At 44.2% G+C, this 16,412-nt stretch carries 13 protein-coding genes; 2 read left to right on the top strand and 11 right to left on the bottom strand.

The genetic code is table 11. The features are described from left to right. Positions 1-22: 22 nt before the first annotated feature. From nifD to draG, 3 genes are all read right to left on the bottom strand, one after another. Positions 23-1,465, bottom strand: coding sequence for a nitrogenase molybdenum-iron protein alpha chain (gene nifD, locus ACYRYY_RS14390; protein WP_460216289.1), 1,443 nt, complete (start codon positions 1,463-1,465; stop codon positions 23-25). A gap of 137 nt (positions 1,466-1,602) precedes the next feature. Further along, on the bottom strand, positions 1,603-2,472 hold the full coding sequence (gene nifH, locus ACYRYY_RS14385; RefSeq protein ID WP_460216288.1) for a nitrogenase iron protein: 870 nt from the start codon (positions 2,470-2,472) through the stop codon (positions 1,603-1,605). A gap of 158 nt (positions 2,473-2,630) precedes the next feature. Continuing rightward, entirely contained in the window at positions 2,631-3,521 is an 891-nt protein-coding gene (gene draG / locus ACYRYY_RS14380; RefSeq protein ID WP_460216287.1) for an ADP-ribosyl-[dinitrogen reductase] hydrolase, read from the bottom strand. 34 nt (positions 3,522-3,555) lie between these two features. Between draG and ACYRYY_RS14375 the strand changes: the two genes are divergently transcribed. After that, the gene (locus ACYRYY_RS14375; RefSeq protein ID WP_460216286.1) at positions 3,556-4,359 is read left to right on the top strand and encodes an NAD(+)--dinitrogen-reductase ADP-D-ribosyltransferase; all 804 of its coding nucleotides are present in this window, start codon (positions 3,556-3,558) and stop codon (positions 4,357-4,359) included. On the opposite strand, the gene ACYRYY_RS14370 is transcribed toward ACYRYY_RS14375, so the two are convergent. From ACYRYY_RS14370 to nifA, 3 genes are all read right to left on the bottom strand, one after another. Further along, entirely contained in the window at positions 4,335-4,628 is a 294-nt protein-coding gene (locus ACYRYY_RS14370; RefSeq protein WP_460216285.1) for a nitrogen fixation protein NifZ, read from the bottom strand. The genes ACYRYY_RS14375 and ACYRYY_RS14370 overlap by 25 nt on opposite strands. A gap of 1 nt (position 4,629) precedes the next feature. Further along, entirely contained in the window at positions 4,630-4,893 is a 264-nt protein-coding gene (gene fdxB, locus ACYRYY_RS14365; RefSeq protein WP_460216284.1) for a ferredoxin III, nif-specific, read from the bottom strand. Between the two features lie 147 nt (positions 4,894-5,040). Then, complete coding sequence (nifA, locus tag ACYRYY_RS14360; RefSeq protein ID WP_460216283.1) at positions 5,041-6,702, bottom strand: nif-specific transcriptional activator NifA; 1,662 nt, start codon at positions 6,700-6,702, stop codon at positions 5,041-5,043. 300 nt (positions 6,703-7,002) lie between these two features. Here nifA and ACYRYY_RS14355 point away from each other — a divergent pair, with 300 nt between their 5' ends. Continuing rightward, on the top strand, positions 7,003-7,989 hold the full coding sequence (locus ACYRYY_RS14355) for a 4Fe-4S binding protein (RefSeq protein ID WP_460216282.1): 987 nt from the start codon (positions 7,003-7,005) through the stop codon (positions 7,987-7,989). Here ACYRYY_RS14355 and ACYRYY_RS14350 read toward each other — a convergent pair. From ACYRYY_RS14350 to ACYRYY_RS14330, 5 genes are all read right to left on the bottom strand, one after another. Then, positions 7,983-8,348, bottom strand: a complete 366-nt coding sequence (locus ACYRYY_RS14350; protein WP_460216281.1) for a response regulator — start codon at positions 8,346-8,348, stop codon at positions 7,983-7,985. The genes ACYRYY_RS14355 and ACYRYY_RS14350 overlap by 7 nt on opposite strands. Then, positions 8,338-10,542, bottom strand: a complete 2,205-nt coding sequence (locus tag ACYRYY_RS14345) for a PAS domain S-box protein (RefSeq protein WP_460216280.1) — start codon at positions 10,540-10,542, stop codon at positions 8,338-8,340. Before ACYRYY_RS14345 ends, ACYRYY_RS14350 begins: the two co-directional genes overlap by 11 nt. 150 nt (positions 10,543-10,692) lie before the next feature. Further along, positions 10,693-13,782, bottom strand: a complete 3,090-nt coding sequence (locus ACYRYY_RS14340; protein ID WP_460216279.1) for an efflux RND transporter permease subunit — start codon at positions 13,780-13,782, stop codon at positions 10,693-10,695. Further along, complete coding sequence (locus tag ACYRYY_RS14335; protein WP_460216278.1) at positions 13,779-14,963, bottom strand: efflux RND transporter periplasmic adaptor subunit; 1,185 nt, start codon at positions 14,961-14,963, stop codon at positions 13,779-13,781. The genes ACYRYY_RS14340 and ACYRYY_RS14335 overlap by 4 nt, the downstream gene beginning before the upstream one ends. Further along, complete coding sequence (locus ACYRYY_RS14330; protein WP_460216277.1) at positions 14,960-16,384, bottom strand: efflux transporter outer membrane subunit; 1,425 nt, start codon at positions 16,382-16,384, stop codon at positions 14,960-14,962. Before ACYRYY_RS14330 ends, ACYRYY_RS14335 begins: the two co-directional genes overlap by 4 nt. Between the last annotated feature and the right edge of the window lie 28 nt (positions 16,385-16,412).

Raw genomic sequence — 16,412 nt, 5'->3', positions numbered from 1 at the left:
TGCACCTCTTAATACGGTTAGCTTAAGCTTTCCACGGAGCCTTAATGTTTTTCCACACAGATCCGTTAATTGCCATGTCCATGTCTCTGGCGAATACTGCGAAACCTTCCACACCGTGATAGGGTCCTGAGTAATCCCATGAGTGCATCTGCCTGAAAGGGATGCCGGATTTCTGTGTCTGGTATTTTTCTTTAATACCTGAACCGAAGAGGTCGGGTTTGTACTTCTCAAGGAAGTTGTCCATCTCAAACTCTGACATGTCGTCAACAATAATTGTTGTTTCATTCACATATTCCAGAGTTCTCTGATAATCGTCACCGTGGGCAAACTCATAGCCGGTGAGCATTATCTCAACACCGAGATCATGGAAGGCGGGCATTGTGTGTCTGGGTCTCAGACCACCGACGAAAAGCATTGCTTTCTTGCCTTCGAGTCTGGGTTTAAACTTAGAGACAATCTTGTCAAAGTAAGGCTGATATTTTTCAGCGATAACTTTTTCTGTCTTCTCTTTGATTTTGTCATCAAACATTTCTGCGATTTTACGCATTGATTTGATAATCTGAGTGGGTCCGAAAAAGTTGAACTCAAGCCACGGCACATTGTATTTCTCTTCAATATAGCGTGAGATGTAGTTCATTGAACGGTAGCAGTGGATAAGAACCACTTTAGCCTGCGCAACGTTTGCAAGCTCGCTGAATGTACTGTCGCCTGTTGACTGTGCAACAAGGTTAAGACCCATATCCTCAAGGATTTTTCTTGAAGACCATATGTCGCCGCCTATGTTGTAGTCGCCTATGAGGGCAACATCATAAGGGCCTTTCTCAAATTTCTGTCCGGTAATGTCTTTTTCGTATATCCAGTCACGGATAGTATCGTTTGCTATGTGGTGTCCGAGAGACTGAGAAACGCCTCTGAATCCTTCACAGCGGCAGGGGATTACAGGCTTGCCGATCTCTTTGGAGATTTCTCTTGAAACTGCTTCAATATCATCACCGATAAGACCGATGGGACATTCGGAAAGAACACTCAAGCCTCTGTTAAGAGGGAAAAGTTCGTTGGCTTCACGAAGAAGCGCTCTGAGCATTGCATCTCCGCCGAAAACGATGTCCTTTTCCTGAAAGTCGGACGTAAACTGCATAGTACCGAAACTGTCTACACCAGTGGTACCGTTATAGTAGTTACGTCTTGATGACCATGAGTACTGTCCGCATCCCACAGGACCGTGGCTCACGTTGATAATATCTTTTATGGGACCCCAGACCACGCCTTTTGCGCCTGCATATGCACAGCCTCTCATGGTTATAACTCCGGGGCGGGATTTCCTGTTGGACTTAACTGCACATTTTTCCTGTCCGGGTTCTACAACCTCTATGTGAGTTTTTCTGTCCTTATAGGTTTTCTCCTCGTACTGAGTGATGACCGATTCTATAAACTCTTCGGCCTGTTTTTTATCTAATGTGCTCATGCTGCTTACCTCGTTTTATTGCGGTCAAAGGTCTCAAAATTTCCGCCTTCTTTTCTGCGGTCACACCGCTTCTGTGGCATCCTCACCGGAAGATATGAACGGCAGCGGCTGAAAAGAAAGCCATAACCATAGCGGAATTAAGCGTTCTTCGCTTTTCCGACCTCTGCGTCATCCTCCTGAATGATACCGAATTCCATAAGGAGTCCTTCAAGCTCATCCATAGTAAGAGGGGTGGGTATGTTAAACATTTTGTTATCGTTGATTTTGTTTGCGAGGGCTCTGTATTCGTCAGCCTGTTTGCATGTTGAATCGTATTCGATAACAGTCATTCTTCTAAGTTCAGCGTGCTGAACGACATTGTCTCTGGGTACGAAGTGTATTCTCTGAGTGTTGATTCTTCTTGCAAGTTCGCTGATCAGCTCGTCTTCACGGTCAGTTTTACGTTCGTTACAGATAAGACCTGCAAGACGTACACCGCCGGAGTTGGCGTATTTAAGGATACCTTTTGATATGTTGTTGGCAGCGTACATAGCCATCATCTCGCCAGATGCTACGATGTATATTTCCTGAGCTTTTCCTTCCCTGATGGGCATTGCGAAACCACCGCAAACAACGTCACCAAGAACGTCATAGGAAACGAAGTCAAGCTCATCTTCATAAGCGCCTTCTTCCTCAAGGAAGTTGATAGCAGTGATAACGCCTCTTCCTGCACAGCCTACACCTGGCTCAGGACCGCCTGACTCAACGCATTTTACGCCGAGGAAGCCCTCTTTCAGGACATCATCAAGTTCAAGGTCTTCAACTGAACCTTTTTCGGCTGCAAGCTCCATAATTGTCGCCTGTGCTTTGGAGTGAAGGATAAGACGGGTAGAATCCGCCTTGGGGTCGCATCCTACGATCATTATCTTTTTGCCCATTTCAGCGAGAGCGGAAATAGTATTCTGAGAAGTAGTTGATTTACCGATACCGCCTTTACCGTAAAAAGCTATCTGTCTTAATTTACCCATGATCCGAAACCTCCGGTTTATTATCTTATAACTTTATAAACAAGAAGTGTGCCAAAAAGGTAAATTATTAATAATAAAGAATTGTCATGTTTTGTAAGATCTAATAAAAACTGATTTGTAAGGTTTTTGTATGGTTTGAAGGGGTAAGCTTACAAAAGTTACAATAAAATCACATCCATAGGCGCATTCAATAAATCTTCAGTCTGTTTTGTTATAAGCTTTACCACATCCTGATCCAGCGCCTTGAGCCATTTGGAGGGTATGCCTTCCATGCCGTAAAGGGCGCCTGCAAGCATTCCGGCTATTGCTCCGTTGGTGTCTGCATCTCCGCCCTGGTTAACGGTTCTGACAATTGTTTCGTACAGATTGTCAGAGTCGAAGAAATAGTGCATCACAGTTCTGAACGTATCCTTAATATAGCCTGATGCCTCGCCGTTGTATTTTGAATGTGAGAATGAAGGGTCTTTTTTGATAAGCTCCGAGACAATCTCAAGAGCTGCTTTTTTGTCTCCTGTTTCTATCAGAACCTTTGTAACTTCGCCAAGGACAAGGGTTGCCATGTCGGACAGTTCGTTATTGTGAGTTATGTGACATTGGGATATTGTCATCTCCTCAAACCATTTCCAGTCCTTCAGACAATACAGCACAACGGGCAGATTCCGCATTGCTGCGCCATTTCCGGCAGAAAATGTTGAGTAAAGGGATACAACAGAACCTTTTGTAATAAAGTTGACAATCCCCCTTCTCACTGTGCTGCCTATATCCACAGGTTTTTTCTTCATCCATTTTGCAAAGTGTTCAGCAGCTCCCTGAACAGAGTATCCGCCGGTTTCCAAAATACTTTCACCGAGGGCGAGGGACATTTCCGTATCATCTGTGACATTGCCCGGTTTAAAACGAAGCCAGCCGCCGCCGATTATTTTATCATGTATGCCGTATTTTTCTTTTATTTCCCTCGGAAGCATGAATTCTGTTGTTGCTCCGAGAGCATCACCTATGGCAAAACAGATATATGCAGCAAGCGACCGTTCAAAAACTTCATTTTTCATTTGCAAACTTTCCTTTGTCTTGGCATATTTCGATATGATCAATCTTGATGACAGCCATAAAGCAGGTGTTTATTACCACAGCACAAACAAAATAAACATTCCTGCAAAACTTTTTGTAAGCAGGGAATATAATGTCGGCATTACGCCCATTATAATCGACGGGGTGGTGGAGTATCACCGCAGGCTTTTCGAGATTGTTGCCTCCGCAGGCAGTATTAATGATGCCTCTGCATTTTTTGAAAGCTATATGAATGAGCTTTTTGCGCTGGAGGAACGTGTAAACGGCAAAAAGGTGGGGAGCTATATAAGGCTTTTGAAAAGCTGGCTTTTTGACTCCAACAATTCTGCCGGAGCAGTGCTGAAGGGATGGGTTGAAAACCGATTCGGACTTATCCCGTTTTATCATGGTCAGAGTATTCCCGGTCTTTACTCCAAGGAGTATTACGATTATCTTCAGGAGTGGATGAACTCCAGAACAAACAAAAACAGCATGTTTTCCCAGCTTGACCTCCTTTATACATATACCCAGACAATTATTAAGGCATACTGTGAAAATCATGTTCCTTCCATAACCCTTTACAGAGGGGTGAATGACCTGAGCGACCACATAATCATAAGCCAGCTCTCAAAAAGAAAATACTGCATCGAACTGAACTCTCTCTCCTCATTCACTTCGGAAAAGGAAATAGCAGAACAGTTCGGCAGTAAGATAATTAAGGCTGAAGTGCCTTACACAAAGATAGTCTACTTCTCAGAAGCCCTTCCCAAAAGGTCTTTCAGCGGAGAGCTGGAGTACCTTGTAATCGGCGGGCGCTACGATGTTGAAACCGTATTCTGAGAACCGTCTTTTTTAATTTTTATCCAGACCATAGAGTCCGGATCGTAATCTTCAATTATTTCAAGCTCATGCTTCCTGAAGCCGACTTTTTTGTTGGTTTCAAGGAAATGAACCACTACTACAGGCTCGAAGAGGAACTCCGTAATCTGGCAGACAAAACCTTCCTCTCCCTCTTCGGCGACCACTTTACCACGGTTGCAGCCTGCGCAGGTTCCGTCACTCTTCGTGCAGCCGAGAACTCTGACTTTCTGGTTTTCTCTGAATTCCATATTAAGCCTCCATGGGTGCGTGTGTGAAACACTTTTTAGGACAGGCAACGGAACAAGCCTTGCAGCCTACACAGTCTCCGTCGTTTTCAAGAACCATGTATCTTTTTGCAGAATCATCGTCATCATCTTCGTGAAGGCTGAGACAATTATAGTTACATGCTTTGTAACAGCGTCCGCATGCGATACATTTTTCGTTGTCAACCGCCATAACGAATTCAGGCGTCCATGTTCCGCCGTCTTTGGTAATTCCTGTGATATAGGGCATTGAAATCCTCCTTATTCTTTTGACAGATACTAATGCAAGCGGCGTGCCAGTCATGAACACCATTTTTATCAATAACTTACACGCACCGGAGAATTTCTTGTTCTGTTTTTGTAAGCTTACCTACATTAATTGTAGGGGTTCTGTTTGTTATATTTTCTTAACTTCGATTCCGAACTTCATTATGCGGTAGTTGATCTGGCGTACGGTCATGCCAAGAAGTCTTGCTGCCTTAGCCTGAACCCAGCCTGTTTTTTCAAGGGCGTCTATCACCATCTGTTTTTCATCATCAACAGCAAGGGGCATTTCTGACTGAGGTTTGGCGTGGTTCACAGTTTCCTGCCTTTCTCCGGCCTTAGGAAAATGCTCACAGAAGAACTTCTGCTCACCGTTCATATCCATGTTCAAAGACTCAATACAGACAGCATGTTCACCGCATCCGGTATCCCCGTTGTTGTCCATCAACTGAGCAAGACAGACCTCACCTCTGGAACAGGTGAACTCTTCGGGCGTGATAACATCTCCTGTTACAGAAAGAGCAGCACGCTCTATACAGTTTTCAAGCTCACGTATGTTGCCCGGCCATGAGCATTTCATCAGCAGAGGGAAAACATCGGGAGATATCTTTAGCTTTGTTCCGTAGTTTGCGTTGAATTTATCAAGGGCTGTTCCGGCAAGTTCCGGTATATCCTCTCTGCGTTTACGGAGAGGCGGCAGGAAGATGGAGACAACATTCAGCCTGTAGTAAAGATCCAGCCTGAATTCGCCGGAACGCACAGCGTTTTCAAGGTTTCTGTTTGTTGCGGCGATCACTCTCACATCAATAGGCGTAGGTTCAGAGCCGCCCACACGTTCGATGCTCATCTCCTGAAGCACACGAAGCAGCTTGCTCTGCGCTTCCAGAGGCATGTCTCCTATTTCATCAAGAAAAATCGTTCCGCCGTTGGCAAGCTCAAACTTGCCTTTTTTGTCTGCATTGGCACCCGTGAAAGCGCCTTTTTTATAGCCGAACAGCTCGCTCTCTATCAGCTCTTTGGGGATAGCAGCACAGTTTACCGCTACAAATGCTTTCTGTGACCGGTCTCCGGAGTAATGTATGGCTTTTGCCACCATTTCCTTTCCCGTACCGCTTTCGCCTCTTATAAGAACCGTGGTTTTTGTGCGGCAAACCTGCGAGATCTTTTTAAAGACTTCCTGCATCACTTTGCTGCCGCCCACGAGTCCTTTCACTGAAAATTTTCCGACAACCTCGCTGCGGAGACGTTCTTTTTCCTCTATCAGTTCTTTTTTCTCGTTATTTATCAGGGACATTTTGTGCATGAAAGATGCCAGAAGAGCGGCGATCATCTTGAGAATATCCACCTCTGCTTCATAACTCACCACCTCATGATAGTGTTTGTCCACTGCGAGAACACCAATTTTGATACTCCCGTTAGTTATGGGAACAGCGATAAAACTTGTTTTTTCGCTGTCCTTCCGCTTTATCTTATCTTCAAAATCCGGTTCAAGGCTTATATCGTGAAGCATTATGGGAAAACCATACTTAAACACCTTTCCCACCATGCCTTCGCCGCTTTTGTAAAACATCTCTGCCAAAGCAGCACGGCTGAGACCGTGGGACGCCTTAGGGGCAAGAAGTCCTGTTTCAGGCTCTAAGATAAGAATCGTACCGTTCTGAATGTTAAGGTTATTGCTCATAATATTCATAACATTCTGAAGCGCAGCACTCTCACTGACCTTTGAGTTCAGTTCAAGGCTTATATCGTATATTGTATTCAAAAGAAGTTTATAGTAGCTTAATCTCTTTTCCATGTGAGTTTAATAAGCAATGCCTGTGCCATTGATAAATCCACGAAAAACAAGCTTTTGGAAGATTTATTACAACGCTGCTGCCTAAATTTTAAGCGGTTATCACAACATTTTTTACAATTTTGTCAGTATTGTTCTATTTTGAAACAAATTTCCTTATCTATAAACTATTTATCATCAAGAACCACTGGTTATATTTTATACATTTAAGGGAACTAATTTGCTGTTTTTTGTTCGGGATCAATTATAGAAATAAAATTTAAGGCTATGATGCCCTAACATTTTATTAAAAAGGAGATTTTAATGAAAAGTATTTTCAGGGAAGTAACAGGATTTCTCAAATCGGACAGCATTGCAGTACGAAGAGTTATCCAATATTTCTTCCTTTTAACAACTATTTACATCGGCATAAGGTTTTTCTTTTTCCTTGGAGCATTAAGAGCCGGAGATACATCCGCAGTAAAACCGGGCGGCGTTGAAGCATTTCTCCCTATAAGCGCACTGATGGGGCTTAAGAGATTTGTTATGAGCGGAAATTATGACATGGTGCATCCGGCGGGTCTCACACTGCTGATTGTCTTTCTTTTAATCAGTATCGTTTTTAAAAGAGGATTCTGCGGATACATCTGCCCGATAGGGTTAATCTCCGAAACAGTAGGCAGCGTGGGGAAAAATATCAAAATACACAGGTTTGCCGCCTACCCTTTGTTCCTGTTGAAATATCTTCTGCTCGGTTTCTTTGTTTATATAATCCTGATTCAGATGTCTCTTCCATCAATAGAGGGCTTTCTTAACGCTCCTTATAATAAAGTATCCGATGCCAAAATGATGGATTTCTTTGCTGATCCCTCACGTACCACGCTTATAGTTATTGCCGTGCTTATGATTCTGGGACTTCTCTTCCGAAATTTCTGGTGCAGGTTTCTCTGCCCTTACGGTGCGCTGATGGGGCTTATTTCAATGATTTCGCCTTTTAAAATACAAAGAGATAAAGATGCCTGCATAAACTGCATGAAGTGTACTCAGGTGTGCCCGATGGATATTCAGGTTCATAAGGCGGGAACAGTTCATTCACCGGAGTGTATAGGCTGCCACGACTGCGTGAGAGTGCGGGCAAATGATAAATGTCTGAAAACTTACAAAACAGACTACAGATATATTACCCTAGCTGTATTCATAATATTCTGGGCAAGCATAACAGCAGCAATACTCACCGGCTTCTGGCAGTCGGAAGTATCATCAGAAGAATACCAGTTCTGGCTGGAAAGGCTTGGTCAGTTAAGTCACTGAAGTTTCAAAAGCTTTGTAACACTGGCATAAACATCCGCGAAGCTTATCGGTTTAAAAAGAATTTCACAGTCTTTCAGGGAGGCGGTTTCCTCTCTGAAGGCTGTGGTGATTATAAACTTTGTGCTGCTGCCGCAGGCTCTGACCTTTTCCACAAGCTGAAATCCGTCCATATGAGGCATTGATAAATCAGTTATGATTACATCCGGCGCAGATGAGAAAAAAACCTTAAGTCCGTCTCTACCGTCTGCTGCCTCGAAAACATCAGAAAAATAAAGCTTAAGCTGCCGTACCATAAGCATTCTAGTCAGGGCATCGTCTTCGATATAAAGTATCTTAGCCCTCAATATTTCAGCCGCCATTTCTCACCACCGCATGTTTAAGAACAAGCCTGAAAACGGCGCAGCCGTCCTTTGATTCTGCGCTTAAAGAACCTTTCATATGCTGTTCAATTATATTTTTTGACATGTACAGACCTATCCCTGTTCCCTTGCCTTCTTCTTTGGTTGTGAAGTAGGGGTCAAAGATTTTCTGAATCACTTTTTCAGGTATGCCGCCGCCGTTATCCTTTATGAGAAGGAGAATGTTTTCACCGCCCGCATCAAGCTCAAACTCTATAAAGCCCTGAAAATCATCAGATTCAGTAAGCTTTCTTTCTACTATAGCGTCCCTTGAGTTATGAATAATATTAAGAAGCACCTGCTTAAACTCACCTTCGTAACCGTCCACGAGAGTTTTATGTTTTATACAGTCCGGGCTTTCCACAGAGTTTTCAGAAAGGAATGTCTGCTCACCGCATTTGCATATTATCTTGTAATTAATGCTTGATGAGGTAAGTTGTGCGCTCACAAGGCGTATGGTTTCAATAACAGATACAATTATCTCGAAGGGTTCTGCGCTTTTATCCGGAGCAAAGAAACGGCGGAAATCATCTATTGTGTCTGACATATGGTTGATTATGTGCATACAGTCCGACTCTATCTGATTCACGTACACATCATCAAGCCCCTGACTGTAATGGGTTTCTCTCATATCCTGAACATACAGCCCCAGCGCATTAAGAGGCTGGCGCCACTGGTGGGCAACAGCGTTTATCATCTGCCCCATATCTATAAACTTCTTCTGCTCCATCATTATTTTTTCGCTGAAAAGCCTGCGCTCCGTTTCCTGCTCCACCTTTTTTTCAAGGGCATCATTAAGAGCCTTAAGCCTGTTTTCCACGTCCTTACGCTGGGTTATATCAAGCACCACAGCCATCATAACATCCCGTCCATGAAGTGAGGTTTTCTGAATATGTATCTCAACCGGATAAAGGGTTCCGTCCTTTCTGCGGTGAACTGTCTCAAACATTACAGTGGCATTTTTCCCCTGCAAAACAGGCATCATATGCTTTCTCAACTGGCTGTAGCTCATCTGAGGCTTAATATCCAGAGTTGTCATCTGAAGTATCTCGCTATGCGTATAACCCAGATTCTCGCATGCGCCCCTGTTCACCTCTACAAAGCGAAGCGTGTCTATATCGTATATAAATATTTCATTGAGCGAGTTGGCTATTATCTCACCCAGATAATTCTCTCTGGATTTGCTTTCCTTATACTTTTTTTCCAAGTCGCTTATTATCCGCATGAAGGAGTTTTTCATCAAAAGAACCGTCACGCCCATCAAAAGCAGCGCCATAATAACGGCGAGTTTCAGAAAGTGACCTATGGCGTCTTTTTCATAAGTTATGTCCTGAAAGGTAACAATGCTGGCAATTTTCTGCCCGTTATATCCTTTAAGATAATGCCCCATGTGAACACGGTATATTCTGCCGTCTTCTTCTACCTCTTTTGCGACCCCTTTTGAGAAGTCTGCTTTATTGAAAATATGGATAAACTCATCATTGGACACATTAAGAAGCCTCTCACCATCAAGACTTTCAGCTCTGGGTTCAAAACAGAGAGTTTCCGCCTTTTCTGCCGGAATAAACAGCCCCATTTCCAAATCAAGGGTGTTTTTCATTCTGGAAAGCAGATAATCCACTCCGATTCCTATTTCAGCCACTCCGACAAAAACACCCATATAAAACACAGGTTCCGCATATCTGTAATAAAGACCGTAACAGCCCAAATCAAAACCGAATCTGGGTTCTTTCTGTTCCGCAACTTCCTTTATCATCGGTCTGGGATAACCCATATAGTTCAGATGCCCCGGAGCGTGCATACGCATGAATGATCTGCCGTTTTCATCATGTATATGAACCACAACTTCTGTATGATATTCACCGACCAGAGCGCTGTACTTCTCATTGAAATAAAGACGGATTCTTTCCTTGTCCTTGGATGCCATCACTTCACGGAGGTAGTAATCTGAAAGAAGAGCCCTGAACCTGCTCCTTAAAGCTCTTTCAAACTCCTCAGACTGAAGAGCGAGCATTTGATCTATTTTGTTGTGTTTATATTCTATGGCGGAGGAGAGATCTTTATTGACATGAATAACGGAAAGAGCCGTAAACATGAAGATTGCCAGTAAGACTATCAGAACGACCCCAAGTGTCGTTTGGCGTGTGACAGACAATGGAAACTCCCCGGATATATTCAAAACAAAAACGCTGTCTCTGTCTGAAAAACAGCCGAAACAGCTCTATATTTTAAATATATATGCATGTCTTTTCTTAACAATAAATAATACCATTAAAATAAGCATGAAATACAGGGAGAAGCTCTTTTATTTGGCTTTCTCGAACATACGCTTAATATCCTCCATGATTGAATATGCGCTGGGAACAAATAAAAGTGCAACAATAGTTGTGAACAGAACTCCGAAGGCTATGCTCACAGCCATAGGTATAAGAAACTGCACATGTATTGATGTTTCCATTATCATAGGCGCAAGACCGAAAAAGGTGGTAAGAGATGTCATGATAATCGGTCTGAACCTGCGTTTTGCGCCGTCGATTATAACTTCGTCATTCACGTAGCCTTTGTCACGTCCGAACCTGTTGATGAAGTCAACAAGTACAAGAGAGTTGTTAACAACAACACCGCTCACAGCAACCATTCCGAAGATACTCATAAGACTTAAACTCAAGCCCAGAAGCATATGCCCTGCTGCTGCACCCACGAGTCCCAGAGGAATTGAAAACATGATTATAAGCGGCTGCACATAGCTTGCCAAAGGGACAGCAATCAATGCATAAACTATCAGCACGGCAAATGTCATGTTGTATTTAAGGCTGTCCATAGATTCCCGCCTGCTTTCTTCCTGCCCCTCAAATTTCCATTCCAGACCGGGAAAAAGACCCTGAACCTCCGGCAGAGTGTTCGCAGCGAGATCCTTCATTATTTCCTGCGGGTTTGATGTCACACCTGCTGTTGCAATAACGTTTACGACCCTGCGTCTGTTTGTTCGGTTTATTTCGGTGAGATCTTCTGTGAAGTAAACCTCCGCTACCGCACTTAAAGGCACTTCAGAACCGGCAGGAGTCTTTATATTCAGTGCAAATATATCACCCTGAAATTTCCGCCCGTAATCGGGATATTTAACCCTCACTGTCACTTCATCCTGCCCTCTCTGATAGGTCAGGGATTTTATGCCGAGAAATGCCGGAGAGACCTGCGAGGCGATGATATCATTAGTGAGTCCGAGTGATCTGCCGTAGCTGTTGAGTTTATAGTGAATTTCCTGCTGTTTGGATGCAAAGGAGTCCTCAATATCATAAACACCGCCGTATTCCGCCAGTTTTTGTTTAATAATATTGCTTGCGCTCCGCAGTGTTTCCTCATTGTCATGATCAAGGCGAACGGAGATATTTGCCCCGAAGTTCCTAAGCTGGGAATCAAAGCTCAGTGATTCCGCAGAGTTGATATTTCCCACCTTCTCACGCCATTTTTCCTCGAAGAGCCCGGTGCGGAATTTTCGTATTTCGTATTCATAAAGCATAACATTGACAACAACGCTGCCGTCTCCCCTGACACCGCTGTTTATGTATTCGATAAAGCCATTATCACTGCCTCTTTGCTTCATCATATCCGCATCAACCTGAAACGCCGCTTCCTCAAGCCTTTTTATAACTCTTTCAGATACAGCGGAGGCTGTTCCGGTGGGCATAACCGCTGTCGCCCTGACTCTGTCACCTTCAAGCGGGGCAAGAAACCTGAACTTCAGATTTCCCGACCAGACAATAGCGGCAAATACAATCGTAACCGCAAAAAAGACTGATACTGTTGCGTATTTATATTCCATGGAAAGACGCAAAAATCTTTCAAACGGACCGTTAACAAACCTGTCCAGGGCATTTCTTATTTTTTCCCTTATCCCGAAAGAGATTAAAGCTTTTTTCTCCGTATCCCTCCCGCTGTTCATATGTGCGGGGAGAATAAAAAATGATTCCACAAGAGAAACCATAAGAACAGAGATAACAACCACCGGAAGGGTGTTCATAAGAAGTCCCATGCTCCCTTCAACAAACAGAAGCGGTGCAAATGTGGCAACTGTGGTAAGAACAGAGAAGGTAACAGCGCTTAACATCTCCCTTGTGCCGTCAACTGCGGCACGGTATCTGCTTTTGCCTGATTTATAGTGCGAGTGTATGTTCTCTCCTACAACAATGGCATCATCCACCGCAATACCAAGAGTCATTATAAATGCAAAAGTTGTTATCATGTTGATGGAAGCGCCTGCCAGATTAAGGAAATAGAAAGATCCGAATACTGATATGGGGATCCCCAGAGCTACCCAGAGTGCAACCCTTGTTTCTAGAAACACTGCAAGGATTATAACAACAAGCGAAAGACCAAAAGCAGCGTTCTTCATAAGCAGATTTATTCGGTTTTCAAGCTGCTCTGACCTGTCGTCCCAGATTGTAACCTTAACCGAATCCGGAAATGTCGGAGTGATTTTGCTTATTGTATCATGAACCCGCTCTGATACGCTGGCGGGTGTCTGTTTGCCCACCCTGTAAACATCTATTGAAATAGACGGAGCGCCGTTGAAACGTTCCAGTATGTCTTTTTCTTCAAAACCATCATAAATTTCTGCTATATCACCCAAAAGAACAGTGCCGCCGCCTGCGGATGAGACAACGGGAATATCCCTGAACTCCTGCCCTGTGCGGCGCTTATCATACATTCGGAGTTTAATATCACCGGATTCGGTTTCAAGGGTTCCGGACGGATAGTCTATGGAGTTTTCCCTGAGAGCGTTTGATATATCTCTGAGGGTTATGCTGTACTTACGTAAGGTCTCTTCCGGTATCCAGACAGCTATTTCCCTGTCTTTCACAGCGACGTATTCAAGCTGGGTAATACCCTCTGTTGCAAGAAGTCCGTTTTTTATCCTGTCCGCATAATAGCGCAGCGCCTCTTCGTTCACATTACCGTAAACGCTTACGGTCAGAACTTCTCTCCGCCTTATTTCAAGCTCAACATCCGGTGTTTCAGCCTCATCGGGATAGGTGGATATTTTATCAACTTCAGATTTAACATCCTGAAGCGCCTGCTGTCTGTCCACACCTTTTATCAGCTCAATGCTCACTGAACCAGAACCCTCACGGGCAACAGATGTGAGCTTATTTACAAAATGCAGGCTGCTTACAGCGTCTTCCGTGGGGAGAATCATCCCCTCTTCAATTTCTGCGGGTGAAGCGCCTGTGTATTCAAATGTTATGTTAATAATATCTTTTTCAGAGTCAGGAAAAACTTCCTGCTTGGTGTTCAGCATCATGAATATGCCGCCCACAAGGAAGAAAAGCATAAGAAGGTTGGAGGCTACCTTATTTTTAGCCATCCAGCCCACAGCACCGCCCCTGCGGATCATTTAAGACTCCCTGAAAGGGTGGAATTGTCCGCATCACGCACGGTAACATCCATACCGTCCACTGCGCCGCGGAGTCTGGAGACTATCAGCTCCTCTCCTCCCTCAAGACCAGAGGAAAGGATAACCCTGTCCTCCTTATAAGAATGAACATCCACATGAATAACACGGAGTCTGCCGTTTTCCACAGCCCAGACCTGCGAACCCTCACGGAGCGCCCCTTCGGGTATGATCACCCGTTGTTCAGGCTCTCTGGTGCGGAGAACAGCTTTAATCGTCATTCCTATGGCGGGCGCAGGCTTGTTTTCGATATTACTTTCTTTTAAAGGAATCCTCACCACTGCTCTTACCATGCCTGTTGTTTCGTCAGCAGCAGGCAGAAGCTTTGCCAGATAACCTCTGTATTCCCATGAGTTATGTCCGTCTTTTAATATTACGGCAACGGGTGATGCCTCTTTTTCTGTGAGAGCAAAACGGAAATCCACTGAAACCGAAGCTGGAAAAGGAACAACAGCTTCGTACAGGTCATTCCCCGCCAGTGAACCAAGCACATCGCCTGATTTAACAACACTTCCGTTTTCAATTGAAGATGAAACAACCACAGCATTAAATGGAGCGTAGTAGACTATTTTGCCGAGATTGCTCTTTGCAAGACGCAGCCTGTCTTCCGCCTGAACAAGCTTTGCCTGCGCTTCCGCCTTCTGAAGCTGGTAATCGGCAAGCCTTCCCGGAATTTCAGGTTTTTCTCTGCCCTCATTCCACAGCTCCCATTCTTTGGAGGTTATATCTGCAGAATGTTCAATTTCCGCCAGATTCAGTCTTGCGGTGGCAAGGGCTGTTTCAGCCTCACTCAGAGCAGCTTCGTAGGAAACAGACTCCAGCCTGAAAAGCACATCGCCTTTATTTATTCTGCCGCCTTCATCAAAAGCAGGATTCTTATATATTACAGTTCCGCCTGTTTCTGTTTTAACATCAATAGTTTTTTCCGCCTGCACTCTGCCGTATCCTTCACGTTCAAGGGGAATAAAAGTCTTTGTGCTTTTTTCTGTAATAACAACAGGGGGAATCCGAGCAGGGTCATTTTTTTCAGGAACGGGAATGTTGGACATATAGTATTTCCAGACCAGCAGCGAAACTCCGATAATTGCCACCGGCAGAATAATTTTAATTATGTTCTTGCTCATTTCCCGTCTCCTGATTTTTCCATTTCAGCTATATATTTATTCTCCCATCCATTCCCTAAGGCACGGATAAGACTTATTCTTGCGCTCACCAGTTCCCGTTCACCGCCCAGAAGCGCTATTTCCTGCTCAAGCATGCTTATTTCAGCGGATATTACACTTCTGAGGGGGATAAGACCGCCTCTGAATTTGAGGCTGCCAAGTTCATAAAGAGAATTGTTTTTCTCTGCGGTGCGCCTAAGTTCGGTAATGGCTTTTTCTCTGTAGGAATTTTCAAGGAGCCCTTTCTCAATGTCATGCAGAGCGGTAAGCACTGCCTGTTTGTATTTTAATATGTACGAGTCAAGCTCAAGCTCCTTTACAGTTACGGCTGTTTTCTTTTTTCCGCCGTCAAAAACAGTGAAAAGAGCATCAGCAATAAGTGAAAATGCAAAGGATTCAGGGCGTATCAGTGCGGAAACACTGTCAGAACCGTAAACACCCGCTGCAGAAATGGAAAGCGACGGATACCTGTTAGCTATGGCAGAGGCAAGCTGTCTGTCTGTTCTGTATATTGCGTATTCAGCGGCTTTGATGTCAGGTCTTGAGGTTATTACATCGGCAGGGACAGCATAGGGCACATCAGGAATACGCACCTGCCATCCCTGAGGCAGTTCAGGCAGCTCTGCGCCCCTTCTGGCAAGAAGAAGCCCTATCTCTTCACGCAGGCTCATGGCAGTGGATTCAGCGAACGCTCTGTTTATTCTGACAGTTTCAAGCTTTTTTTCAGATTCGTATATATCTTCAAGAGTGCCAAGCCCTGATCTGAAAGAATTTCTGTCTGCTTTGACAAGCTTTTCATATAACTTTTCAAGCTTTTTTAATTTCAGAAGATGTTCAGTTTCGTATCTGTAGAGGAAGTATCTGTCCGCCAGTTCGGCAGAAAGAGAAATGTATCTGCCCCGAAGGGTCATTCTTGCATATTCAGAATCATACTCTGCTGCTGAAACAAGGCTTGCATCCTTGCCCCATATATCTGCCTCCCATGAGGCTCTGACAGAAAGCTCATATTCATCCTGCCATTTCCTTTCGCCGCCGGACTCCCTTGAAGTCTCGTTAATCCCGCCGCCGGCTGTTACAACAGGCATTCTGTCCGCACGGGCGGACTTCACTCCTGAACGTTTTATTTCCAAAGCGACGTAAGTATCTTCAAGCTCATAGTTTTCTGCAAACATCTCACGAATAAGCCGATCCAGAGCAATGTCGTCAAAAATACTCCACCATTCCGATGAATTATCAGGAACATAGCCCGCAGAAACATTAACAAATGATTCCGGTACTTCAGCTTTGAGTTCCTTAATTTTGACCGACTGCTCTCTGACCCCACATCCCATGAGTGCTAAAGAGAAAAAAAGCACGCATGCAATCATATATTTCATAATCATCCCATCCCTGCGGAATAATAAAACTTTA

This window comes from Geovibrio sp. ADMFC3 (assembly GCF_054687035.1).
Note: the sequence above shows the minus strand (reverse complement) of the source record. Positions and strands in the feature narration are given on the sequence as shown.